The sequence below is a fragment of the Pseudoduganella lutea genome, assembly GCF_004209755.1.
GTDB classification, from domain to species: domain Bacteria; phylum Pseudomonadota; class Gammaproteobacteria; order Burkholderiales; family Burkholderiaceae_D; genus Rugamonas; species Rugamonas lutea.
The window spans coordinates 139,252-164,307 of the sequence record NZ_CP035913.1 but is presented as its reverse complement, the minus strand read 5'-3'; the positions used below and the strand labels follow the sequence as shown (position 1 = coordinate 164,307).

18 protein-coding genes and 1 pseudogene are annotated in these 25,056 nt (G+C 65.9%); 10 read left to right on the top strand and 9 right to left on the bottom strand.

Features of this window, described 5'->3' with window-relative positions; genetic code table 11:
- Nucleotides 1-243: 243 nt before the first annotated feature.
- The 7 genes from pqqE to EWM63_RS00655 all read right to left on the bottom strand — a co-directional run bounded on the left by pqqE (nucleotide 244) and on the right by EWM63_RS00655 (nucleotide 5,944).
- Nucleotides 244-1,446, bottom strand: coding sequence for a pyrroloquinoline quinone biosynthesis protein PqqE (gene pqqE / locus EWM63_RS00685; protein WP_130190090.1), 1,203 nt, complete (start codon nucleotides 1,444-1,446; stop codon nucleotides 244-246).
- Entirely contained in the window at nucleotides 1,403-1,666 is a 264-nt protein-coding gene (gene pqqD, locus EWM63_RS00680; RefSeq protein WP_130184835.1) for a pyrroloquinoline quinone biosynthesis peptide chaperone PqqD, read from the bottom strand. The genes pqqE and pqqD overlap by 44 nt, the downstream gene beginning before the upstream one ends.
- Nucleotides 1,667-1,680: 14 nt before the next feature.
- A complete protein-coding gene (gene pqqC, locus EWM63_RS00675) occupies nucleotides 1,681-2,373 on the bottom strand; it encodes a pyrroloquinoline-quinone synthase PqqC (protein ID WP_130184834.1) in 693 nt (230 codons plus the stop codon).
- A complete protein-coding gene (pqqB, locus tag EWM63_RS00670; RefSeq protein WP_130184833.1) occupies nucleotides 2,370-3,323 on the bottom strand; it encodes a pyrroloquinoline quinone biosynthesis protein PqqB in 954 nt (317 codons plus the stop codon). Before pqqB ends, pqqC begins: the two co-directional genes overlap by 4 nt.
- Nucleotides 3,324-3,391: 68 nt before the next feature.
- Nucleotides 3,392-3,466, bottom strand: coding sequence for a pyrroloquinoline quinone precursor peptide PqqA (gene pqqA, locus EWM63_RS00665; RefSeq protein WP_130190089.1), 75 nt, complete (start codon nucleotides 3,464-3,466; stop codon nucleotides 3,392-3,394).
- A gap of 337 nt (nucleotides 3,467-3,803) precedes the next feature.
- A complete protein-coding gene (locus EWM63_RS00660) occupies nucleotides 3,804-5,255 on the bottom strand; it encodes a sensor histidine kinase (protein WP_130184832.1) in 1,452 nt (483 codons plus the stop codon).
- Nucleotides 5,255-5,944, bottom strand: a complete 690-nt coding sequence (locus tag EWM63_RS00655; protein ID WP_130184831.1) for a response regulator transcription factor — start codon at nucleotides 5,942-5,944, stop codon at nucleotides 5,255-5,257. The genes EWM63_RS00660 and EWM63_RS00655 overlap by 1 nt, the downstream gene beginning before the upstream one ends.
- A gap of 116 nt (nucleotides 5,945-6,060) precedes the next feature.
- Between EWM63_RS00655 and EWM63_RS00650 the strand changes: the two genes are divergently transcribed.
- From EWM63_RS00650 to galA, 5 genes are all read left to right on the top strand, one after another.
- The gene (locus tag EWM63_RS00650; protein WP_130184830.1) at nucleotides 6,061-7,341 is read left to right on the top strand and encodes an ABC transporter substrate-binding protein; all 1,281 of its coding nucleotides are present in this window, start codon (nucleotides 6,061-6,063) and stop codon (nucleotides 7,339-7,341) included.
- The gene (locus EWM63_RS00645; RefSeq protein ID WP_130184829.1) at nucleotides 7,338-8,612 is read left to right on the top strand and encodes an ABC transporter substrate-binding protein; all 1,275 of its coding nucleotides are present in this window, start codon (nucleotides 7,338-7,340) and stop codon (nucleotides 8,610-8,612) included. The genes EWM63_RS00650 and EWM63_RS00645 overlap by 4 nt, the downstream gene beginning before the upstream one ends.
- 330 nt (nucleotides 8,613-8,942) lie before the next feature.
- Nucleotides 8,943-11,936, top strand: coding sequence for a TonB-dependent receptor (locus tag EWM63_RS00640; RefSeq protein WP_130184828.1), 2,994 nt, complete (start codon nucleotides 8,943-8,945; stop codon nucleotides 11,934-11,936).
- A gap of 70 nt (nucleotides 11,937-12,006) precedes the next feature.
- Complete coding sequence (locus EWM63_RS00635) at nucleotides 12,007-13,275, top strand: glycoside hydrolase family 27 protein (RefSeq protein WP_229487649.1); 1,269 nt, start codon at nucleotides 12,007-12,009, stop codon at nucleotides 13,273-13,275.
- 197 nt (nucleotides 13,276-13,472) lie between these two features.
- A complete protein-coding gene (galA, locus tag EWM63_RS00630; protein ID WP_130184827.1) occupies nucleotides 13,473-16,337 on the top strand; it encodes a beta-galactosidase GalA in 2,865 nt (954 codons plus the stop codon).
- A gap of 146 nt (nucleotides 16,338-16,483) precedes the next feature.
- On the opposite strand, the gene EWM63_RS32225 is transcribed toward galA, so the two are convergent.
- Nucleotides 16,484-17,806 (bottom strand): YihY/virulence factor BrkB family protein, encoded by a 1,323-nt coding sequence (locus tag EWM63_RS32225; RefSeq protein ID WP_229487648.1) that lies wholly within the window; start codon nucleotides 17,804-17,806, stop codon nucleotides 16,484-16,486.
- A gap of 127 nt (nucleotides 17,807-17,933) precedes the next feature.
- Between EWM63_RS32225 and EWM63_RS31650 the strand changes: the two genes are divergently transcribed.
- Nucleotides 17,934-18,137, top strand: a complete 204-nt coding sequence (locus EWM63_RS31650; protein ID WP_165390705.1) for a hypothetical protein — start codon at nucleotides 17,934-17,936, stop codon at nucleotides 18,135-18,137.
- A 142-nt stretch (nucleotides 18,138-18,279) separates the two neighbouring features.
- Here EWM63_RS31650 and EWM63_RS00620 read toward each other — a convergent pair whose 3' ends face one another.
- Nucleotides 18,280-19,368, bottom strand: a complete 1,089-nt coding sequence (locus EWM63_RS00620; RefSeq protein WP_130184826.1) for a DUF3466 family protein — start codon at nucleotides 19,366-19,368, stop codon at nucleotides 18,280-18,282.
- Nucleotides 19,369-19,568: 200 nt separating this feature from the next.
- Between EWM63_RS00620 and EWM63_RS00615 the strand changes: the two genes are divergently transcribed.
- The 4 genes and pseudogenes from EWM63_RS00615 to EWM63_RS00600 all read left to right on the top strand — a co-directional run bounded on the left by EWM63_RS00615 (nucleotide 19,569) and on the right by EWM63_RS00600 (nucleotide 25,039).
- Nucleotides 19,569-20,567 carry an EDSAP-1 family PEP-CTERM protein gene (locus EWM63_RS00615; protein ID WP_130184825.1) on the top strand — a complete coding sequence of 333 codons (999 nt, stop codon included), beginning with the start codon at nucleotides 19,569-19,571 and terminating at the stop codon, nucleotides 20,565-20,567.
- A 140-nt stretch (nucleotides 20,568-20,707) separates the two neighbouring features.
- Nucleotides 20,708-22,414 carry a lactate permease LctP family transporter gene (locus tag EWM63_RS00610; protein ID WP_130184824.1) on the top strand — a complete coding sequence of 569 codons (1,707 nt, stop codon included), beginning with the start codon at nucleotides 20,708-20,710 and terminating at the stop codon, nucleotides 22,412-22,414.
- A gap of 119 nt (nucleotides 22,415-22,533) precedes the next feature.
- A complete protein-coding gene (locus EWM63_RS00605) occupies nucleotides 22,534-23,421 on the top strand; it encodes a LysR substrate-binding domain-containing protein (RefSeq protein WP_130184823.1) in 888 nt (295 codons plus the stop codon).
- Nucleotides 23,422-23,522: 101 nt separating this feature from the next.
- Nucleotides 23,523-25,039, top strand: a pseudogene (locus EWM63_RS00600) (FAD-linked oxidase C-terminal domain-containing protein).
- Nucleotides 25,040-25,056: the final 17 nt, after the last annotated feature.

Sequence of the window (25,056 nt, the reverse complement as noted above, 5' to 3'; positions counted from 1 at the left end):
GCTTGCATCTCGTTCCTGCAATTTTTGTTGACATAAGGAAGCCGGGAAGGTCATCGATTGTGTCCCCAGGAGTGGTGCATGAGGAGTGCTCTCAGGGGGCCGGGTCCCCGATCAGTTAATCACGGCGGAGAGCCGTGCGCGTTGATTGTCACTCAAAGGACAATAATCCTTCAAGCTGCATATGACGGCGCTGTAAAGACCACTCAATGCCGCCACCCTCCCCAGGCGGACACGTAACTGGTTCTATGGCCCGCTCCCGCCGCGGCGCGAGTTCGCATTCGTGCGAAACACGATCGGCTGGACTTGCTGCTGCCGCGTCATTTCCTGTGCCCGTTGGGCCTGAATGACGATGGCATGGACGTCGGCGTGTTGCGGCGACCGTGAGCATACCGGGTCGGCATTTGCGGCGTCCCCGGTCAGTGCGTAGGCCTGGCAGCGACAGCCACCGAAATCCTTGTCTTTCTCGGGGCAGGCGCGGCAGGGTGACTTCATCCAGGCATCGCCGCGGTAGTGGTTGAAGGCGCCGCTGGCGTACCAGATGTCTTTCAGGCTGTATTCACGAACGTTGGGGAAAGTGATGCCCGGCAGCGAGCGGGCGGCGTGGCAGGGCAGGGCGGTGCCGTCCGGGGCAATGCCGAGGAAGACCGAACCCCAGCCGTTCATGCATGCCTTGGGGCGCTCCTCGAAATAGTCAGGCACCACGAACAGGATCCGCACCTTGTTGCCGATCCGGGCGCGATAGTCGTTGACCACGGCCTCGGCACGCCGCAGTTGCTCGCGCGTGGGCATCAACTGCGCCCGGTTGACCAGGCCCCAGCCGTAATACTGCGTGTTCGCCAGTTCCAGGTAGTCGACGCCCATTTCCAGCGCCATGTCGATGATGCGGTCGACGTGGTCGAGGTTGAAGCGGTGCAGCACGACATTGAGCACCATCGGATAGTCATACTGCTTGATCAGCCTGGCTACCCGTGCTTTCAGGTCGAAGGTCCGGGTACTGGACAGGAAATCGTTCATTTCGCGGGTCGAGTCCTGGAACGACAACTGGATATGGTCCAGCCCGAGTTCCTTCATGCGGGCCAGGCGCGTTTCGGTCAGGCCAACGCCGGAGGTGATGAGGTTGGTGTAGAAGCCGAGCCGGCGGCCTTCGCCGACGAGTTGTTCGAGGTCGTCGCGCACCAGCGGCTCGCCGCCCGAAAACCCGAGCTGGGCCGCACCGAGCTGGCGTGCCTGGCGCATCACGTCAAACCATTGTTCGGTGGAGAGTTCGGCGCGGTTTTTGGCGTAATCGACGGGGTTGTAACAGAAGGCGCAGTGGAGGGGGCAGCGATACGTCAGCTCCGCCAGCAGCCAGAGTGGTGCCGTGATGGCCTGGCGGGGTTCGGGGGCGTTCACGGCCGCAGGCTCATGCCAGCCAGCCACGTGCGCTGGCGGAGTGCAGGAACGCATCGACATCGGCCCCCAGACCACTGGCCTTGAACGCCTGTTCCAGCTCGTCGACGATGGCGGGTACGCTGCGCTTTCCGTCGCAGCGTTTCAGGATCTCGGCCGCGCTCTGGTTGAGTTTGACCATCCCTTCCGGGTACAACAGCACATACGCGCCTTGCGTTTCCTCCCACTGCATGCGGAACAGGCGGGAAAGAACTGGCTTGTCGGGAATCTGGTTCATCGTGGCACCTGAGGTCAAGGGTAGGCTTTTTCGATCGCATCGAGCATGGCCCACAGGATGTCGAGCTTGAACTGCAGGATCTCGAGCGCACGCTCCTGCTGGGCGCGCGTCGTGAAATGATCGAGCGTGACCTGCAGGCCGTGTTCGACGTCGCGTTCGGCCAGCGAAATACGACTGCGGAAATACTGCAGGCCCGCCTGGTCGATCCAGCCATATTGGGCAGGCCAATTGGCCAGGCGGTCCTTGTGGATCTGCGGGGCGAACATTTCCGTCAGCGACGAGCAGACCGCCTCCTGCCAGGGCGCCTGGCGCGCGAAGTTGACGTAGGCATCGACAGCGAAACGGACACCGGGCACCACGTGGCGTTGCGACCATAACACCCCGTCTTCGATGCCGACCGCTGCCCCGAGCCGCAGCCAGGCTTCAATGCCACCATCGTTGCCGTCGCAGCCGTCATGATCGAGGATGCGGCGCACCCATTTGCGGCGGGTTTCCCGATCGGGGCAGTTGGCGATGATCGCGCCGTCCTTCTGCGGGATATTGACCTGATAATAAAACCGGTTGGCTACCCAGCCGCGGATCTGGTCCTCGCGCAGCAGGCCGCTGTTCATCCTGACGTTGAACGGATGATTGATGTGGTAGCCGGCGCCACGCGCGCGCAATTGCGCTTCGAACTCGGTGCGGCTCCAGGCCGGCGCGCTCGTCACAGGACGATTTCCATGCCGTCGAAGGCGACTTCGATGCCGTGGCGCGCCAGCAGCGCACGCTGCGCCGAGTCGTCGTCCAGGATCGGGTTGGTGTTATTGATATGAATGAGAATCTTGCGCCGTTCCGTCCGGCGCGGTGCATCCCCGTGCGCATCCAGGCTGTCCAGCACCGCGATCATCCCGGCCTCGCCCGACTGCGGCAAATGGCCCATGTCGGCCGCGCTTTTGCTGGAAAAGCCCAGTTCGATCATCTCGTCGGCGCGCCAGAACGTGCCATCGACGAGCACGCAGTCGGCCTGGCGCATCGCGGCATCGACCTGCGGTTCGATCATGCCCAACCCCGGCGCGTAGAACAGCGACCTGCCGCTGCCGGTATCCTCGATCAGCAGGCCGATATTGTCGCCGATGCCCGGCTGCGCGCGGTGCGGCGAATACGGCGGCGCCTTGCTGGACAGGACCAGCGGCGTGAAACGGATGCCGTCGATGCCCGGCACCTGCACCGCCTGCATGCCGGGCCCATCGCCGATGGTGTGCAACGCATGCCAATGCACGCCGCAGTAGTGCGACAGCACCGGCGCCAGGGGCAGGCTGGTGTTGAGATCGTTCCATACCGATGCGGTGCAGTAGAGTGGCAGCGGCCTTCCCTCGCGCAGCATCAACAGACCGGTGACATGGTCGATCTGCGCATCCATCAGCATCACGGCGGCGATGCCGGAATCGCGCTTTGCCCGCGACGGCTGCAGCGCCGGCGTCGCGCGGATCTGCGCCAGGATGTCGGGAGACGCGTTGATCAGCACCCAGTCGTTGCCATCGCCCGAGACCGCGATCGACGACTGGGTACGGGCCGTGGCGGCAAGCGTGCCGCTACGTACGCCCGCGCAATTGCGGCAGTTGCAGTTCCACTGCGGGAAGCCGCCGCCGGCTGCCGAGCCCAATACGATGATTTTCATGGTGTCGTTCAGTGGACGAAGCCCGTGCCGGTGCGATCACCTGGCGGCACGGTTCTCTGGCCAGCTTGCTAGCGGTTTGCGATATACATCGTGATTTCAAATCCGAAACGCAGGTCGGTAAACGCGGGTGTGCTCCAGGTCATGATGGTTTCCTCAGGATTGGTGTGATGAGCAGGCCGGTGATGCGGACGGACGGCTCAAGGGCTTACCGCACGGTTCGTGCAGTTACAGGCATAAAGCGATAATCGTGCCAAAGAGGACGAGGCGGGGCGAGGCGGGACCCCGCGCCTGGTGGGCACAAGCGGGAGGACGGTTGCGCCATCGGATGCGGAACGGCCGTGACACAGGTGGACGCAACAGTGTGTCACAACCGAACAGTGTGTTCGCTCCGATGACGCACTGTGACAGTTGAATCGGGGGCCTGCCGGTCTGCGCCTTCTGGCAGCAGCTGTGCGGCGGGCGCACCCTGACCGGGGCTTGTCACAGCAAGGGCAGCTTGATGGTCACGTCCAGGCCGTGGGGCTCAACGTCCGCCAGCGTCACGCTACCGCCATGCTGCATCACGATTTCCTGCACGATCGCCAGGCCCAGCCCGCAGCCCAGTCCCTGGTCCGTGGCCCGCACGAAACGGTCGAACACGCGCGCATGGTCGGCGAGGGCGATACCCGGCCCGTTGTCGCTGACACGGATATGAGCGTGGCCGTCATCGCGCCGGACCGCCACGGTGATCTCGCTGCCGGACCCCGCATATTCGATGGCGTTGTCGAGGATGTTGACGAGCGCCTCGGTCAGCAGCATCGGGTTGGCGAGAACACGCAAGGGCGCCGGATCAGGGGGTGCTTCGTCATCGGCAATGCCGAGATCGGCGCCACCGCGCAGCGCTTTCGGCACCTTGTCGGCAACGACCTGCTCGACCAGCGCGCGCAGATCGACCGGCAAGCGCTCCTGCGCCATCGCCGCTTCCGGTTCGGCGCGCGCCAGCATCAGCATGCGGGCGATCAGGTGGGCGCTGCGGGTGGCGCTCTGGTGCAGCAGGGTCAGGCGGGCCACCAGCGCGGGGTCGGTCGTTGCACCCAGCGCCAGTTCCGCGTGGCTGATCAGGCCGGCCAGGGGCGTGCGCAACTGGTGCGCGGCATCGGCGATGAAGCGTTTCTGCGCGTCGACATTCTGGCGCACGGCGGCCAGCAGGTCGTTCAGCGCGCGCACCAGCGAACGCAGCTCGCGCGGGGCCGCCTGGGCGCGCAGTGGCGTGAGGTCGTTCGGCGTGCGGCCTTCCACTTCGCGGCGCAGGCGCAGCAGCGGCGCAAGCCCGGCGCCGGTGCCGGCCCACACGATCACGGTCATCAGCAAGATCAGCGCCGACAGCGGCAGCAGGGTGTCGACGAGGATCCGCTTCCAGATGGATTCGCGCGCCGCCATGCCGCGCGCCACCTGCACCAGCATCCACTGCTGGCGCCCGTTCACCTCCCCGTTCCTGAGGAACAGCGCCGCAACGCGCACCCTGGCCGGCCCCGACGCGGCGCCCGGCTCGTCGGGGACCATTTCACCGTCGTAGAAGTAAGGATCGTTCGCACGCGGCGCCATGTGCGCGGGCGGCAGCGGAATGCTGTTGTTCCCGAGGATGAACCGGCCGGGCGGCGTGCTGACCGTGTACAGGAAGCGGTCGTTCGGATCGGCTTCCAGGATGTTCTGCGCGGCGCGGGGAAGGTCGATCAGCAGGCCGCTGCCGATCGGCTTGACCTGGCGCGCCAGCGTGCGCGCGGCTTGCGACAGGGTGGCGTCGGCCGCCTCGTTGACGTAGCTCACCGCGAGCCGGTAGGTCGCGGCGCCACCGGCGACCCACAACACCAGCTGCGGCAGCAGCACCCACGCCACCAGCTGTGAGCGCAGCGACCAGTCGGCCGCGGGCCGCACGCTGCGCAGCCAGGACATCAGTCGCGCGCGCCTGCCGGCTCGGCTTCCAGCAGGTAGCCCAGGCCGCGCACGGTCCGGATCACGACGCCGGAACTTTCAAGCTTGCGGCGCAGCCGGTAGATGTGCACCTCGGCCGAATTGCCGCTGCCGTCGTCGTTCCACAGGGCGGCGATCTGGTCCTTGCGGACCACCTTGCCGGTGTTGGCCAGCAGCAGGTCGAGCAGGATCGCTTCGCGGGGGCTCAACTCGACCGGGTCGCCATTGACCATGGCGCGGCGCGTCTCGCGGTCGAAGCACAGCGCGCCCGCAGTCAGTTCAGCGATGGCGCCCGCACCGGTACCGGCGTGGCGCGAACGGCGCAGCACTGCGCGCAGGCGCGCTTCGAGTTCGGAAAAAATGAACGGCTTCGTGATGAAGTCGTCCGCGCCACCATTCAGGCTGGCAAGGCGGGTGTCGAGCTTGTCGAGCGCCGTCAGGATCACCACCGGCAGTGCCGGCCGCGCCGCCCGCACCGTCTTCAGCACACTGAGACCATCGATCATCGGCAGGCCGAGGTCGATGATCGCGATATCGTAGGGCTGGTTGAGCAGCAGGTATTCGGCGACCGGGCCGTTCGGCGCATGCTGCACGGCGAATCCGGCCTGTGCCAGCTGGGCGCTCAGGCCCGCTGCGAGAATCTGGTCGTCTTCGGCGAGTAGTAATTGCATCGCGCGATATTAACGGGTTATGTCGGCAGGTACAACGTCGTCCGGTGGCCGCCACGCCTTTCCCCGGGTACCGCTTGCGTGGTAATGTCCGGCTCATTCGATGCCAAGGAGCTGTTTTGAAGCCACCCCGCCTGTCCGCCCGCGCGGCGATCGTCGTCGCCATGCTGACGTGCTGTGGCATGCGCGCGACCGCGGCCGGCGAGCTCGAGGTGCTGCATTACTGGACCGGCGACGAGTATGCCGGAGCGATGGCGCAGCTGCGCAACCGCATGGCTGCACAAGGCCACGACTGGCGCGATGTCGGCGCCAGCGCCGATGGCGCGGACGCCGTTACGCTGCTGCGAAGGCGCATCATGGCCGGCGATGCCCCCGCGGCGGCGCAACTGATGCCGGTGGATGCCATCGGCCAATGGGGGCGCCAGGGCGCGCTGGGCGGCATCGACCCGCTGGCCCGTGCCGAAGGGTGGGACAGGCTGCTGCCGGCCGCGGTCGCCGCCACGCTCAAGTACCGCGGCAGCTATGTCGCCGTTCCGGTCCACGTGCACCGCAATAACTGGCTGTGGATGAACAACGCCGTGCTGGCGAAGGCCGGTGTGCGGGCGCCCGGCACGTGGGACGAATTCTTCACGGCCGCCGGGGCGATCCGCCGCGCCGGCTTCGTGCCACTGGCGCACGGCGCCCAGCCGTGGCAGAACCTGCACGTGCTGGAAACCGTGGTGCTGGGCAGCGCCGGGCCGGCGTTCTACCGCCGGGCGCTGGTGGAGCTCGACCCCGCCGCGCTGGCGAGTCCCGAGATGGAGCGCGCCCTGTTGACCTTCCGGCGCCTGAAGCAGTACACCGATACGCGCCGGCCAGAGCGCGACTGGACCACCGCGTCGGCGGAGCTGATACGCGGCCAGGCCGGCATGCAGCTGATGGGCGAGTGGGCCGGCCCCCTGTTTGCCGATGCGGCTGCGGCGGGCCGGCTGGACTACGCCTGTGCCGCCGCGCCGGTGCACACGCGGGCCGGTACGCCGGGCCATGCGCCGGGCTATGTCTTTGCGCTCGATTCAGTCGTGCTGTTCAAGGTCGCGCCGTCCAGGGCCGGGGCGCAGCGCGATTTCGCATCGGCGCTGATGTCGCCGCCGATCCAGCGGCAGATGAACCTGGCCAAGGGCGCGCTGCCGGTGCGCCTGGACGCCGACCTGGCGCCGTTCGGTCCCTGCGCCCGGGAATCGGGTGCGGCGTACCGGCTCGCTGCCCGCACCGGTACGCTGGTGCCGAGCATGGGCGTGGGACTGGCGCCGACCGTGGTGGACGCGCTGCGCGACATCGTCACCGACTTCTGGCGCGACGAGCGGATCGCGCCGCGCACGGTCATGGACCGCATGATCGCCGCGGCGGGGCGCCGGCCATGATGGGGGCCGCGCACATGCTGCTGGCGCTGGCCCTCGCCGGCGCAGCCGCCGGCAGCGCCGCAGCGACCCTGGAAGTGCTCAATCATCTCGAGACCGGCCCCGACCAGCAGGCCGCCCAGGTGTTGCAGGCCGCGCTGCGCGCGCGCGGGCATGAGTGGATCGATTTCGCCGTTGCCAATGGCGCCGAGGGGATGGCCACGACCCTGCTCGACTCTCGCATACGGCTGCGCAATCCGCCCGCCGTGGCGCAGATGAAGGGCCCGGTCATCGCCGCCATGGCCCGGCGCGGCCTGCTGCTGCCGCTCGATGAACTCGCGCGTGCCGAGCGCTGGGATGCGGCGCTGCCCAAGGTGGTGGCCGAGGCCATGAAGCACCAGGGCCGCTATGTCGGCGTGCCGCTCAATATCCACCGCCTCAACTGGCTGTGGATCAACCAGCGCATCCTGAAGCAGGCGGGCGCGCGCGTGCCGGCCAGCTGGGACGAGTTCTTCGCCACCGCCGAGGCCATGAAGCGCGCCGGCCATACGGCGCTGGCCTATGGCGGCCATGCGTGGGAAGAGCAGTTGCTGTTCGAAAGCGTGGCGCTGGGCGTGGGCGGGCCGGTGTTCTACCGCCAGGCGCTGGTCGCGCACGACCCTGCCCAGCTCACCGGGGCCACGATGACGCGGGTGCTGCAGACGTTCCGGCGCATCCGGGCCTATACGGGAGCAGGGCAAGCGGTGCCGGAGCAGGGAGCGGCCGTGGCGATGGCCAGCGGCGCCGCGGGAATGCTGCTGATGGGCGACTGGGCCAATCCGCACCTGTACCCGACACCACGCAAGCGGGGCGACAGCTTCGCCTGCGTGCCGTCGCCAGGAACGGCTGGCAGCTTTTCCTATGTGGTCGATTCGTTCGCGATGTTCAAGGGCCCCGCCGGCCAGCTGCGCGGCCAGCACGATCTCGCGGCGCTGGTCATGTCGGCTGGCGTGCAGCATGGCTTCAACCTGCACAAGGGCTCGATCCCGGCCCGCACGGGCGTTGCACTGGACGGCTACGGTCCGTGTGCGCGCCAGGCCGCCGCTGCGTTCCAGGGCGCGACGCGCGACGGCACGCTGGTTCCGGCGCTGGCCATGGCGCTGGCACCGGAGCTCGAACAGGCCTTCCGGGACGTGCTGAGCGAATTCTGGAACGACGAGCGCATCGCGCCGGAGACGGCCATGCGCCGCCTGGTCGCGATCACGCGCAAGCCGCAGGCGCAGGCGGTCGCACCGCACCCGTCCGGCGCTCCCTGATCGTCATCCAGGGTTCATTCGAGGTTCATCTACCTGAATGGCGCCACCTTCGCCGCATGGCTGGCGAACCACTCCTTCGACCATTTTTCCTGCTGCCCCGGGCCAGCGTTGCTTTCCAGGCACGCTTGTTTAGTAAGCACCGCGAAATAACTCCTGATCCGCATGGCGGCCTTGACGCTGCAGAGGCCATGATTCATCGTTCCGCTTGAAATCTTTCGTATATCTTCCGTTCAGGTTGATGACGAAAACAGGAACGGCATGCACGGGCGCGCCGTAAAAAAACAGACCAGGCTCGCCATCGCGCGGCCTGGCCCATCAGGAGGGGACAACATGAAACGAACCAGCAGGACCGTCATCGCCATGGCGGTGGCCCAGCTCGCGTGGATGGCCGGCACGGCGCACGCGCAAGAAGCCGATAGCGGATCGGTGGTGGTGGTCACCGGCCAGCGCGCCGCGCTCAATTCCGCACAGAAGATCAAGCAGGACTCCGACGAGATCGTCGATTCGGTCGTTGCCGACGACATCGGCAAGCTTCCCGACCGCTCCGTCACCGAGGTGCTGCAGCGCGTGGTCGGCGTGAGCATCAACCGCCAGGCCGGCGACAACGAACGCTTCTCGGTGGAAGGGGCCGGCGTGAACATCCGTGGCCTGAACTACGTGCGCTCGGAACTGAACGGGCGCGAGGCCTTTGCCGCCAATGGCGGGCGCTCGCTCAGCTGGGGCGACATTCCACCCGAACTGATGTCGGGCGTGGACGTCTACAAGAATCCGTCGGCCGAGCAGACCGAAGGCGGCATTTCCGGCCTGGTCAACCTGCGCACCGCGCTGCCGTTCGACTTCAAGGGCCAGCGTGTCGGCGGTTCGCTGGAGGTCACGCATTCGACGCTGCGCAAAGGCAAGCCGGACCTGTCGGGCTCCCTGCTGTATTCGAACCGCTGGAAGAACAGCCTGGGCGAGTGGGGCGTGCTGTTCGATATCGCCTCGTCGGACAGCTCGACCCGCACCGACACCTTCCAGTTCGAACCGTTCTACCCGCGCACGGACATCGAGCCGGGGCGCACCGTGTGGATCCCGAAAGGCGCGCAGTGGCGCACCTACGAGTACGACCGCAAGCGCCAGGGCGCCTACGGTGCCCTGCAATGGCGCATGAAGGACGTGCGCAGCCACCTGACCCTGTTCCAGTCGCGCTACAAGGACAATGCGCTCGAACAGTCGATCTTCTCCTCGGCCGCCCCATACGACCTGCAAGTGTCCGACGCCACCTACGACGAGCGGGGCGCGCTGCTGACCGGCACCATCAGCGACCGGGTCAACGGCGGCATCCCGTTCAGTAACGCGGGCGGCTTCAACAAGGGCAACTCGAAAACCACCGACATCGGCTGGAACGTTGAGTGGAAGGTGTCGGACGACTGGACCTTGTCCAGCGACCTGCAGCGCACCACCTCGAAGGCGGATGCCTTTTCGTCGGCGGTGGGTCTGGGCATGCTGATGCCGAGCCAGCGTCTCGACTACCGCGGCAAGCTGCCGAGCATCGCGTTTACCGACGACCAGCGCACCTTCCTGGCCAACCCCGCGAACTATTACTGGGGCAGCACGATGGAACACATGCACCGGAACACCGGCGAGCTGAAGGCGTGGAAGGGCGATGCCCGCTATACCTTCGACCATCCGGTACTGCGCGACCTGCGCTTCGGGGTGCGCCTGACCGACCGCGAGGCGCTGACGGTCAACTCCGATCCCAGCTACAACTGGAAGGGCGTGACACAGCCGTGGATGATCGACTGGGACATCGGCAAGCTGGCCTACCTCAGCGACCCGCGCTTCAACGCGCCGACCGTGACGAACAGCTTCCCGAACTTCTTCGGCGGCGACATCAGCGTGCCGGCAGTGGTGTTCCCGGCGCCCAGCGTGGCCGCCGGCTATCCCGACTCGTACCAGCTGCTGCACTCCTACCATATGCTGCTGTGCCAGGAGCAGAGGGTGGCCCTCGGCGGCGGCACCTGCGAGGCGTGGACGCCCGCGCGCTTCGGCGGCGACAACCCGGCCGGCACCAACGACCAGCGCGAGAAGACGCGCGCCTTCTACACCCAGCTGCGCTTCGGTTTCGACAACCTGGCGTACCCGGTCGACGGCAACATCGGCGTGCGCTACGTGCAGACCCGTTCGCGCTCGCGCGGCTACACCTCGTTCCGGCCCGGTGCGGCGCCGCCAGCGGGGGCCCAGGTTACCGGCCTGCCGGTGCCGGTCATTCCCGCCTTCGAAGAGCGGCGCGACGTGAAGAACGACTACAACAACGTCCTGCCCACCTTGAACCTGCGCCTGAAGGCCAGCGACAAGCTGCAGTTCCGCGCGGCGTTCGGCACCTCGATGTCGCGGCCGGACTTCGCCGACCTGCAGGCCTACACGAGGATGTCGCAGGACATCGACTCCGTGCTCAACGAAGCCACCGGCGTCACCACTGTGACCGCGGTGCGCCGCACCGGCACCGCGGAAGGCAATCCTTCCCTGAAGCCGATCACCTCGCGCCAGCTGGACCTCACGGCCGAATGGTACTTCGCCAATTCCGGCTCGCTGACGCTGGCCTTGTTCGGCAAGCGCCTGAAGGATGTGGTCATCGACCAGACGGTGTCGATCGGCCTGCCGGACGTGCAGGGCAGCACGCAGCAGTTCCTGGTGACGTCGCCCGTGAACGGCGCGCGCGGTAACGTGCGCGGCGCCGAGATCGCCTACCAGCAGTACTTCGACGGGCTGCCCGACTGGCTGAAGGGGCTCGGCCTGCAGGCCAACTACACCTACGTCGACAGCCATCGCAAGCTGTACAACCCGGTGCGCAGCGAGTTCTGCTCGGGCAGCGAAGGCGGAGCCGCCAACATCAACCTGAACATGAACGGCTGCGACATCGATGGCCGCACCTTCGGTGACCTGCCGCTGGCGCAGATGTCGAAGAACGCCTACAACATCGCGATCCTGTTCGACCGCGGGCCGTGGTCGGCACGCCTGGCCTACAACTGGCGCTCGCGCTACTTCCTCAGCACCAACACCAATGGCACGCGCGGTTCGGACGGCACCGACATGAACCCGGCCAGCGCGGACTTCGGCGAGCGCAACGTGGCCTGGGGCCTGCCGCTGTGGGCCGATGATTACGGCCAGCTCGATGGCGGCGTGTCGTACAAGTTCAGCGAGAACTTCAAGGTCGACTTCCAGGCGCAGAACCTGAGCGATGCGCGCTATGGCCAGACCATGCACCAGGGGATCGGCGACAAGCGCCGCGCCCACTTCGTCTCGGGACCGCGCTACAGCCTGCGCGCCGGATATTCGTTCTGAACCATCTTACCAACTGATGCGGGCAGCGGCGCTTCCGGCGCCGCCCGCATCGCTTTACTAGAAGAGCCATATGAAAGCACGACTGCCACGACTGATGCTCGGCGCCCTGGTCGCCGCCCCCTTTGCTGTTGCCTTTTCCGCTTCCGACGCCCACGCCCAGGCCAGCGTCAAGCCGGCGGCCGCCACCGCCCCGGCCAAGTTCACCGAACTGGCGAAGACCCCGCAGATGGGCTGGAACACGTGGAACACCTTCGCCTGCGACATCGACGAAAAGCTGATCCGCGAAGCGGCCGACGCGCTGGTCTCGACCGGCATGCGCGAGGCCGGCTATGTGTACGTGAACATCGACGACTGCTGGCACGGCAAGCGCGACGAGAACGGCTTCATCCAGCCCGACCCGCAGCGCTTCCCCTCGGGCATGAAGGCGCTGGCCGACTATGTCCACGAACGGGGCCTCAAGCTGGGCATCTACTCGGACGCCGGCGCGCATACCTGCGCCGGCAAGCCGGGCAGCCGCGGCCACGAATACCAGGATGCGCTGACCTATGCGCGCTGGGGCATCGACTACCTGAAGTACGACTGGTGCGATACCGAGGGATTGAACTCGAAGGGTGCCTACACCACCATGCGCGACGCCCTGCGCGCCGCCGGCCGGCCAATCCTGTTCGCCATCTGCGAGTGGGGCGACACCAAGCCGTGGGACTGGGCGGCGGACGTGGGCCACTCGTGGCGCACCACGGGCGACATCTATCCATGCTGGGACTGCGACTTCAACCGCGGCACGTGGTCGTCGTGGGGCGTGCTGCCGATTCTCGACAAGCAGGCCGGCCTGCGCAAGTATTCGGGGCCGGGTCGCTGGAACGACATGGACATGATGGAGGTCGGCAAGGGCATGACCGAGGACGAGGACAAGGCGCACTTCTCGATCTGGGCCATGATGAATTCCCCGCTGATCGCCGGCAACGACATCCGCAAGATGTCGGCAACCACCCGCAAGATCCTGACGAATCGCCGCGTCATCGCCCTCAACCAGGACGAGCGCGGCATCCAGGCATGGCGCTTCATGAACGACGGGCAGCTGGACATGTATGCCAAGCCGCTCGCCAACGGCGAGTGGGCGCTGATGTTCCTGAACCGCGCCGACAAGCCGCGCAACTACCGGTTCGACTGGAACGAGCATGAACTGAAGGATGAATTCACCCACAACCAGGTGCACTTCGGCAAGGTGCGCCACAGCTTCACGGAACTGTGGACCGGCGCCACCGGCGACACCGGCAAGCCGTACGCGATGAACGTGCCGGCGCACGGCGTGGTGGTGCTGCACCTGCGCCCGCGATAGCAGTGCTTCCACCCCGGAGCAAAATCCGGGGTCAGAGAGGAGTGCTGGCATGCATGCCAGCACCGTTCCGCAGGCGCGAAGCATGCTTCGCGAAACCCCTGCTTCACCCCGCCGGGTCTGACCCCAGCCTTTCGCTTTTGGGGTGAAAGTTTGCGACCCGCGTTCATCATCCCCTATCCTTCATCCACGGGACCACCATGTGGCATTTCTTCAAACGTGTCTTGCTGGCGCTGTCGCTACTGGCATGGCTGCTGCCGGCCGGCGCGCAGGCGCCGCGCGAGCGCATCAATATCGACCGGGACTGGCGCTTCGCGTACGGCCACGCCTTTGACGCGGGCCAGGACTTCGGCCACGGCACGCGGGCGTTCTTCTTCGCCAAGGCGGGCTATGGCGATGGCCCGGCCGCACCCGGCTTCAAGGACGCCGGCTGGCGCCGGGTCGACCTGCCGCACGACTGGGCGGTGGAGCTGCCGTTCGATGCGCGCGGTAATACCAACCACGGCTCGAAGGCGATCGGCCGTGCCTTCCCGGAAAACAGCGTGGGTTGGTACCGAAAGACCATCGACATCCCGGCCAGCGACAGGGGACGGCGCATCGCACTGGAGTTCGACGGCGCCTACCGCGACAGCGTGGTCTGGGTCAACGGCCACTATCTCGGCAGGGAACCCAGCGGCTACTCGGGCTTTCGCCACGACATCACCGATTACCTCGACTACGGCGGCACCAACACGATCGTGGTGCGGGTCGACGCCACCGTGGAGGAGGGCTGGTTCTATGAAGGCGCCGGCATCTACCGGCACGCCTGGCTGACGAAGACCGCGCCGCTGCATGTGGCGCAGTGGGGCACCTTCGTGAAGTCCACCGTGGCCGGCGGCCGCGCCGCGATCGAAGTGGACCTCACTGTACGCAACGACGCCGACAAGGCCGCGCGCTTCACAGCCGAACACCGCATCCTCGGCCCGGATGGCGGCACACTGGCAAGCACCCGCGCCGCCGGCCTGGGCGTCGGCGCTGCCGCCACCGCCGATTCCCGCCAACGCCTGGCGCTGGTGAACCCGCGCCTGTGGTCGCTCGACGATCCGCACCGTTACGTGTTGCGCACCACACTGCTCCAGGATGGTCGTATCGTCGACACCTACGACACCCGCTTCGGCATCCGCACCGTGGCGTTCGACCCGGACAAGGGCTTTTCGCTGAACGGCAAGCGCATCAAACTGCAGGGCACCAACAACCACCAGGACCATGCCGGTGTCGGCGTGGCGCTGCCCGACGGCCTTCAGGACTGGCGCCTGGAGCAGCTCAAGTCGTTCGGCGTGAATGCCTACCGCACGGCGCACCATCCGCCCACCCCGGAACTGCTCGACGCCACCGACCGCCTCGGCATGCTGGTCATCGACGAGCACCGCATGATGGGCACCTCGCCCGAGATCGTCTCGCAGCTTGAACGCCTCGTGCGGCGCGACCGCAATCACCCGAGCGTGATCCTGTGGTCGGTCGGGAACGAGGAATGGGCGCTGGAAGGCAAGCCGCTCGGCACCCACCTGGCGCAGCGCATGCACGCCATCGTCAAGCGGCTCGACCCGACGCGGCGCACGTCGGTGGCCGCCAGCTCGTCCGGCCGGGGCACCTCGCTGGGCGCCGACGTGATCGGCTTCAACTACGGCGCCCAGCACGACGTGGACGCCTTCCACCGCGCCCACCCCGACAAGCCGGCCGCCATGACGGAGGAGGGCTCGACGCTGACCACGCGCGGCATCTATGTCGACGACCGCGCCAAGGTGCACCTGAATGCCTACGACCGTCAGGGCCGCCCGGGCAACAGCCTGAGCATCGAGGAAGGCTGGCGCCGCGTGCAGGAGCGTGACTGGATGTCCGGCATGTTCGTCTGGACTGGCTTCGACTACCGCGGTGAGACCACGCCGTTCGGCTGGCCGGCCATTTCGTCGCAGTTCGGCATGCTCGATACCACTGGGGTGTTGAAGGACACCGCCTGGTACCTGAAGGCATGGTGGCGCCCGGAGCCGATGGTGCACATCCTGCCACACTGGAACTGGCCGGGCAGGGAAGGGCAGCCCATCGACGTGCGCGTGTACAGCAATGGTGACGAAGTCGAACTGTTGCAGGACGGCCGCTCGCTGGGGCGCAAGCCGATGGTGCGCGACTCGCACCTGCGCTGGAGCGTGCCGTATGCGCCCGGCCAGCTGGAGGCCGTGGCATACCGGCGCGGCGTGCGGATCGCCGGTACCGAAGTGGCGACCACCGGCGCGCCGGCCACGGTACATCTTTCCGGCGGCATGGGCGGGCTCGCGGCCGATGGCCGCGCCGTCGCTGTCGTGTGGGTCAATGTACGCGACCGGGAAGGGCGGCTGGTGCCGACCGCCTCGGACCGCGTGGACTTCGCGGTGAGCGGGCCGCTGCGCATCATCGGCGTGGGCAATGGCGATCCGGGATCGCATGAAGCCGACCGGCCGGCCGAGCGCCACGCGTTCGTCCCGCTGTCGGGATGGCGCACGCTGGCGCTGAATGGGCCTGATGCCGGGCCGGACGCGGGGTTTGCAGTGGCGCCCGACGCCGACATGACGAACTGGCGCGATCCCACTCAATGGCTGCCACCCGAGCAGCAGCCGCCGCGCACGCCCTACATGGTGCTGCGCGGGCAGTTCGACCGCCCACGCCTGGCCGCCGGGCAGAGCGCCATGCTGTTCATCGACCAGCTCGACCCGGGCCAGCAGGTGCACGTCAACGGTCGGCGGGTAACGCCGGAGATGGTCGACGGCAGCCCGGCGGTACCGCTGGACCCGGCGCTGCTGCGCGACCGGAACAGCGTGGCCTACGTGCTGCCCACGCCGGCCGACGGCGTGGCCGGGCTGTTCGACCGCTCGGCCGGCACCAGCCGCTGGGGCAACGTGCGCGTGACCACGGCTGCCGCCCCATGGCGGCGCAGCCTGTTCAATGGCTGGGCCCAGGTGATCGTGCAGTCGACCGGCGAAGCGGGCACCGGCACGCTGACGGCGACGGCGCAGGGCCTTGCGCCGACGAGCTTGCAGTTTGAAGTGCGGTGACTTTGTGCAGGGCGGGGCAGGGATGCGATGCGTTGCACGCGGGCTCATCTGGCACATCCCCGCCCAACAGAATGGCCCTAATCCTGGCGGGTGGGCGGAGCAGGAACTGAAAGCAGCAATGGACTTCAAAAGCGGTCCCGCGGAAATCAGTCCTTGCTCCGTACTTTGCTGTTCGCATAGACCCATGTGTATTCGGCGCCGAACAGGAAAATCTGCGCCGAATAGTAGAACCATGCGACGAGAATCACAATGGAGCCGGCTGCACCAAAACCGGAGGCCACGTCCGATTTTGCGAGATACAGGGCAATCAGCGATTTGCCTACGTTGAAGAGCAAGGCCGTTACAGCTGCTCCCGTCCACACGTCGTGCCAGGATATCTTCGCACTTGGCATGATCTTGAAAATCATCGCAAACAGCACTGTGAAAATGCCTAGCGAGGCAGCGAAATTCAACACATTGGCGATAATGCTTCCCGCTTCCGAACTACCGCCCAACCATTCGCCGGATGCTGCAAGCGCAGCGCTGACGACGAGCGACATCATCAGCATGAAAGCAAGCCCCAGCACCAAGCCAAAAGATAGAACGCGGGCGCGTAACCAGCCCCAGATACCCGACGGTTTATCTTTTTCCGGCACTTCCCAGATGCGGTCCAGATCAGTTTGCAGTTCGGCGAAAATCGCCGTTGCACCCAACAGTAGCAGTAGCCCGCTGGTGATGCTGGCAATGATTCCGGTCGACGATTCATGTGCAGCTTCAAGCAAGCCCTGCACGGCAGTTGCCCCTTCCTCCCCCATGATGCCTCCAAGCTGCGCGATAATCGCGCCTTGCGCCGCATCGTGCCCAAATACAATGCCGGCAATCGCGATGACGATGACCAGCAAGGGTGCCAGGGAAAACAGCATGTAATAAGACAGCGCAGCTCCCATACTCGGTGCGTAATCGTCGATCCATGCATTGCCCGCTGCCAGGCATATTTGCCACTGCCTGCCAATCCAGCTTGCCGAGGTATGTTCGAACCGTGGGCGCGGGGGCGTGCTTATGTCTGGCTGAGCATCCTTCACATCAGGCAGGTGCTCCTCTGAACGCGTCGGGACAACCTGTGTGTCGTTCTTGATGGCGGGCGCGCCGACCTTGGCATTGCTGGTAGCCGATGCAAAAGACGCGACCAGTGAAACAAGTGAGCCAAGCACTGCCAGCATATCGCCATGGTCCTCGCTGCGTTCCGGCGCCGTAGTATGTGGTGCGGGTTTCTTGTATGGCGCGGCTTTCTTATAGGGCGCGGTTTTCTTGCGCCTGACGAGCGCATAGCCCGCTGCCGCGATCCCCAGCGCAGCCCCTCCAAGCACATAGGGAGAAGAAAGCAAGTCCGAAGATCTGGATTTCAATGCGCCGGATTCCTCATTCGTCCGGGGCTCGGCGGTGGCGATACCGGTTTGGGCGTCGCGCATTTCTGCAACGGTATGGGTCATCTTTTCCTCATCTGATAGGCATTCATGCCGAAGCGACTTGGTGGGCGGCTAAAAACGACGTCAAGCCCTACCATTGCAATTCAGTATAGAGAGAAAGGCGATGGGCTCTGTGCGGTATTAAACGTAGTTGGGGCTCGCGGCCGATGGCCGCGCCGTCGCCGTCGTCCGGGTCAACGTGCGCGACCGGGAAGGGTGGCTGGTGCCGACCGCGTCGGACCGCGTGGACTTCGCGGTGAGCGGGCCCCTGCGCATCATCGGCGTGGGCAATGGCGATCCGGGGGCGCTTGAAGCGGACCGGCCGGCGGAGCGCCATGCGTTCGTTCCGCTGTAGGGCTGGCGCACGCTACCGCGACTGCGCAGGGTCTTGCGCTGGCGCGCTTGCAGCTTGAAGTGCGGTGACTTTGTGCGGGGCACGGAAGAGCGCAGGAATCATCTTATCGCGCAACCTCGCACTGTACGAGCTTGGGTTTCACTCACGCGGCAGGCAGGCGCCTGTGCCTGGTTGCAGCGAGTCCCAACAGTGCCAGTCCCGCTCCCAGCATCGCGATGACCTGCGGCTCAGGTACGGGATTGAGCAGCACGAGCTGGCATGCATCGCCCAGGCAGGCAGACGCGACCACCTGGCCGCGGTCGTTGATCAAGTCCCATTCCGTGACACGCCAGGGCGAATCGGCAGGCATCAGGTCCGCGATGTCGTACAGGATGCCGTCAGACTCCCAGATGCCGCCCTCGCCAACGATTTGCGTGTGATTATTGATGTCATAGGCGCGTCGTCCGAAGCGCAGCGGATTGAGCGCATGCGTGACGCCGTTCTCGAACAGGTAGGCACCATCGCCGTTGTGGGTTTCGAACCAACCCACCATCTGTCCTGCATCGTTGATGCCGGTAGCCATGTGCCGTTGAGACCAGAACGCATTGTCCAGGTACGGTTGACCCAGGCTGCCATCGGCATAAAACAGGGTGGGGCGCTTTTCATTGGATCCTCGCTGATTGAACGCTCCCGCGACGTCGCCATGTTCGTTGATGTCGACTCCCTCGCTGGACCACCACGAATCGCTCCACGTCACGGCACGCACCGAACCGCTATCGAAAATCACTGCCTGGCGGCTGGTTCCGCTCCACTGCGCCCAGCCGGTGGCCTGGCCGGCATCGTTGATGGCGGCGGCTCCGCTGCCCACGGTGCCGGTGCCGAGATAGCTGATCCTGCCTGCAGAGTACATGACCGCCTGATTGCCAGCCGAGCCAACGATCTGACCGGCATTGTTGATGCCGCTGACGGTAGCATTCAGCGCGCTCAGTGGCGCTATGTCGACCATTCGCGCGCCGTCGTACAGGAAGGTATGCAGGCGTCCTCCGGCATCCGTGGCATTGCCGATTACATGGCCCAGGTCGTTGATTGCCGTGGCGTCAAAATTGCTCAAGCCGGGCAGAGTGCCCAAGGGGCGCACTGCAAAGGAGTAAGGGGGTGGATCTGCCTCGGCCCGCGCAGGCGACGCGGTGGCGCAGACCAGTACAACCACAAGCCCGCGTACGAGTCCGCCCAAGAATGCCATGGTTTTCATGTTGCCTCCGGTTGCCTGCCAAATGCAGCGGTGTAGGTATCAGCTTAGATGCACGTTAAGACTAGAGATGTTCGTTCAAGATTTTGTTTGATAAAAATCAAACTACTTGAAGATATTCAAAGGCAAGCCGCTGCGGTGCCTACACTGGATGCCAAGCGCGACCGGCACCGGTGCGCATCCGAACTTGAAGGGAGGCCATCATGCCAACGCCGCGCAATATTGCCTGGAGCATCGTCGCATTGTCGTGGATTACCGTTACGCTCGCCGCGGGGCCGCACGCCCGGGCCGATGCTTTTGCCTACGGTCATGTATGGGCCGACCTCAGCGCATTGCAGATGCGCCATGCCGATGGAACCCCGTTCATGGCCGGGGACTTCGCTTCGCTCACCCAAGAGTACCGCGCCGAAAGCCACCTCTCCTCCGGGCTGGGGCGGATATTGAACCAGGCGTCGGGCCCCTCATCCACTCCCGTCGATCTGGCGCAATCCTGCCTGGGACCGACCTGCCCCCGATGGCCGGAAAACGCGATCGACGCGTGGGGCGCCGTTCCGCTCGTGTTTACGTATGCCGACCAGCAGATGGCCGCCGCTCCGCTCGGCGACCCTGCCGGATACCGGCTCAGGCAGCGCAATAAAGCCGCCAGCCTGGATGGGATAGGAGAACCGTGGGGTACCTGGCAAAGCAATGCGCAAAGCCAGCTCAGCATGGAGTTTCGTCCAGTCTCGAGCGGTTCGATGACGGTATCGTTCGTCGGCACGAGCCTGGCCTTTGGCATGCAGAGTTTTACCGATGATGCCTTGATGCTCGGTTACGTCGCCACCACGGTCGAAATCATCCATGTCGACAGTGGCGAGCGCTGGGCGTTGGCACCAGCCGCCCTGAACATCCAGCTCGGCAGAGCGAACACCGATTTTCCCGATTGGCGCGAAGACAGCTATACCCTGACGACAGGGGAACTCGATGCCAACGATCTGTACCGGCTCAACGTGACGATGACCAGTGAAATGCTTGCATCGGCCGGGACGGTGGCGCCGCCGGTCCCGGAACCCGCGAGTTATGCCCTGTATGCCATCGGCCTGCTGGGATTGAACTGGTACCGCAGGCGGCATCCCAGGTCGTCACTTCGGTACCCTGTCGAAAACCGCGTAATGAATTCCAGGGAACACCACCGCTACCTGACACCAGCCTTACCCCGCTAGGCCCGCGGTCGCGGCACGTGGTGAAAGATTTTCACTTCAGGCGTCAATTCATTTCAACGGCGGGCGGCGGTTTTCGCGCGCATGCCAGCCTTACACTCCTCCGGACATTACAAAAAACCAATCGTCTGGAGGAGCACACCATGCAGGTCTGGCACCAAATCTACGCACCGCTCGGCAGCCTGGGGCTGTCCGCCCTGGCCGCCGCCATTCCCATCATCTTTTTCTTTATCGCGCTGGCCGTGCTGAGGATGAAGGGCCACGTCGCCGGTTCCGTCACGCTGGCGCTGGCCCTGCTCGTCGCCATCTTCGCCTACGGCATGCCGGTCCCGCATGCGCTGGCGTCGGCGGCCTACGGATTCGCCTACGGCCTGTGGCCGATCGCGTGGATCATCATCACGGCGGTGTTCCTGTACAAGATCGTCGAGCGCACCGGCCAGCTGGCCGTGATCCGCGCGTCGATCCTGTCCATCACGGATGACCAGCGCCTGCAGATGCTGCTGATCGGCTTCTCGTTCGGCGCCTTCCTGGAGGGCGCGGCCGGTTTCGGCGCGCCGGTGGCGATCACCGCCGCGCTGCTCGTCGGCCTGGGCTTCAACCCGCTGTATGCGGCCGGCATGTGCCTGATCGCCAACACGGCGCCGGTCGCCTTCGGCGCGATGGGCATCCCCATCATCGTGGCGGGGCAGGTGACGGGCATCGACGCGATGCACATCGGCGCGATGGCCGGCCGCCAGTTGCCGCTGCTGTCGCTGTTCGTGCCGTTCTGGCTCGTCTTCATGATGGATGGCCTGCGCGGCGTGAAGGAAGTGTGGCCGGGCGCCCTGGTGGCCGGCGGTACCTTCGCCGTCACGCAGTATTTCACGTCCAACTTCATCGGCCCGGAGCTGCCGGATATCACGTCCGCCCTGGTCAGCCTGCTGTCGCTGACCTTGCTGCTGAAGGTCTGGCAGCCGGCGACTTCCAAGAACGCCGCGCGCGACGTCGTGGCCACCGGCGGTGCGGCGGCGCTGACCGGCTTCGGCGGCGGCATCGCGGGCGGCGCGGAATTGTCCGGCCGCACCCGTTCGCCCTACACGCTGGCGCAGACGGTGCGCGCCTGGGCGCCGTTCGGCATCCTCACCGCCATTGTCACCGTGTGGAGCCTGCCGCTGTTCAAGGCCCTGTTCACCAATGGGCCGCTGGCCTGGACCGTGCTGAAGGTGCACATGCCGTATCTCGACGGCCTTGTCATGAAGATGGTGCCCATCGTGGCCGAGCCCAAGGCCTATGAAGCGGTGTACAAGCTCGACGTCCTGTCCGCGGTCGGCACGCCGATCCTGATCACCGCCATCATCTCGATGGTCCTGCTGGGCATGAAGGCCGGGGACGGGGTGCGCGCCTTCCGCGATACGGTGGTGGAACTGCGCAAGCCCGTGCTGTCGATCGGGCTGGTCCTCGCCTTCGCCTTCGTGGCCAACTACTCCGGCATGTCGTCCACGCTGGCCCTCGTGCTGGCCGGCACCGGCGTGGCCTTCCCGTTCTTCTCGCCGTTCCTGGGCTGGCTTGGCGTGTTCCTGACGGGCTCGGACACGTCGTCGAACGCGCTGTTCTGCTCCCTGCAAGCCACGACCGCCCACCAGATCGGCGTATCCGATACGCTGATGGTGGCGGCTAACACGACGGGCGGCGTCACCGGCAAGATGATCTCGCCGCAATCGATCGCCGTGGCCTGCGCAGCCACCGGCCTGGTGGGCCGGGAATCGGAACTGTTCCGTTTCACGCTCAAGCACAGCCTGCTGTTCCTCGTGATCGTCGGCATCATGACCATGCTGCAAGCCTATGTGTTCACGGAGATGATTCCGCACTAGAATGGCTTGTCCGCTTATTGGGCCCATATTGCGGCCAAGTTGCGCCGATATTGCGCCCGTGCCAGCCTGGACGGGCGCTGTGGCGTTTTCAAGTCTATACAAAGCATTTCCGGAGCACGATGGCAAAACGATTCCCACCCGTCCACGCGCTGGTCGCCTTCGAGGCCGCCGCCCATGCCAGTTCGTTCGCCGTGGCGGCCAACCAGCTGTGCATCACGCCATCCGCGCTGTCGCACCGTATCCGGCTGCTCGAGGAGTTCGTCGGCGACCGCCTGTTCATCCGCGATGGCCGGGCGCCGACGCTGACGCCTTTCGGCCGCAGCTATCTCGACGTCGTGTGCTCGGCGCTGCAGACGTTGACCGACTTCCCGATGCCCGGCCGTACTACGCCGGCGCAGCCGCGCATCAAGCTCACGGTGCCGCCCACGTTCGCGCGCTACCTGCTGCTGCCGCGCCTGGCCGGTTTCACCAGCGCGCACCCGGACATCGTGGTCGACGTCTACCTGTCCGTGCCGCTGTACGACCTCGCTCCGTCGGAGTCCGACCTGGAAGTGCGCTTCGGCGCCGGCAAGTACCCGGACCTGGAAACGGTGAAGCTGCTGGAAGAGCCGGCCTTCCCTGTGGCCACCCCCGCCTACCTGGAGCGCATCGGCGGCATTGCCAGCCCGGCCGAGCTGGCGAAGGCCACGCTGCTGCGCTCCGCGCTGGAGCCATGGAAGCCATGGTTCGAGGTGGCGGGCCTGGACTGGCCCGAGCCGACCACGAACCTGCGCATCGACGATCTCGGCCTGCTGCTCGAAGCCGTGCGGCTGGGGCAGGGCGTCGGTCTCACGCGGCAGCACTTTGCCCAGGAGATGATCGAGAAGGGCGAAGTGGTCGAGCTGTTCGGCATCCGCCTCGCCTCGCCGCCCCATGCGTATTACGTGGTGTACGAACAAGGCATGCAATTGCGGCCGGAGGTGAAGCTGTTCGTCGACTGGCTGATGGCCACCTACGCCGGCGGATGAAAAATATCGGATACAGCGGTTAATTCTTTTCACCGCTGCCGGGGCCGGGCTGCCGCTACACTGGTTTCACGTTTGAAAACAAGCCAGCAGGAAGCCGCCGAATGAACGCACCCGATCACGATCTTGCCCTGGCCGCCGAACGACGGCGCGCCACGGTGACCGCCTTGCGCGCCGCCCTGCGCACCATCCTCCCGCAGCACTGCCTGCTGTTCGACGAAGAAGATACCCGACCGTACGAATGCGACGGCCTGACGGCCTATCGCCAGTTGCCGCTGGCCGTCGCGCTGCCGGAAAACGAGGCGCAGGTGGTGGCCGTGCTGCGCGTCTGCCGCGAGCTGCGCGTGCCGATCGTGCCGCGCGGTGCCGGCACCGGGCTGTCCGGCGGGGCGCTGCCCATCGCCGAAGGCATCGTGCTGTCCACGGCGAAGATGAACCGCATCGTCGCCATCGATGCGCAGGCCCGCACCGCCACCGTGCAGCCCGGCGTGCGCAACCTGGCCATCTCGGAATCGGCGGCCGCCCACCGGCTGTATTACGCGCCCGACCCGTCGTCGCAGATCGCCTGCACCATCGGCGGCAACATCGCCGAGAATTCCGGCGGCGTGCATTGCCTGAAGTACGGCCTCACGCTGCACAACGTGCTGCGTGTGCGCATCGCCACCGCGGACGGCGAGATCGTCGAACTGGGCGGCTGCGCGCCCGATGCGCCGGGGCTGGACCTGCTGGCCGTGTTCATCGGCTCGGAAGGCATGCTGGGCGTCGTGCTCGAAGCGACGGTGAAACTGGTGCCGAAGCCGCCGCAGGCGCGCGTCATCATGGCGTCGTTCGATAACGTGGTGCAGGGCGCCGACGCCGTGGCCAGCGTGATCTCGGCCGGCATCATCCCGGCCGGGCTGGAAATGATGGACCGCACCAGTGCGCGCATGGTCGAGCCGTTCGTGCGCGCCGGCTACGACACGGAGGCCGCCGCCATCCTGCTTTGCGAATCGGACGGCCTGCCGGAGGAAGTGGAAGAGGAAATCGCCCACATGAGCGCCGTGCTGGCGCGCTCGGGCGCCACCGCCATCGCCGTGTCGCGCGACGAAGCGGAGCGCCTGCGCTTCTGGTCGGGCCGCAAGAACGCGTTTCCCGCCGCGGGGCGCATCTCGCCCGACTATTACTGCATGGACGGCACGATCCCCCGCCGCAAGCTGGCTGAGGTGCTGACGGGGATCGACGCGCTGGCGCTCGAATATGACCTGCGCTGCGCCAACGTCTTCCATGCCGGCGACGGCAACCTGCACCCGCTGATCCTGTTCGATGCCAACCAGCCCGGTGAATTCCATCGCGCGGAGCGTTTCGGCGAAGCGATCCTGGCGCTGTGCGTGGCGGCGGGGGCACGATCACGGGCGAGCATGGCGTGGGCGTCGAAAAGCTTGATTCGATGTGCGAACAGTTCACGGTCGAGGAAATCGCCGCGTTCATCGCCGTCAAGCGCGCGTTCGACCCGGCACAGCAACTGAACCCCGACAAGGCCATCCCCACGCTGGACCGCTGTGCCCAGTACGGCAAGCGCAAGGTGGAGGCGGGACTGTTCCGGTTCGCGCAGGCGCCGCAGGCCCGGCATGTGAAGCGATAAAGCAAGCTCAAAGAACA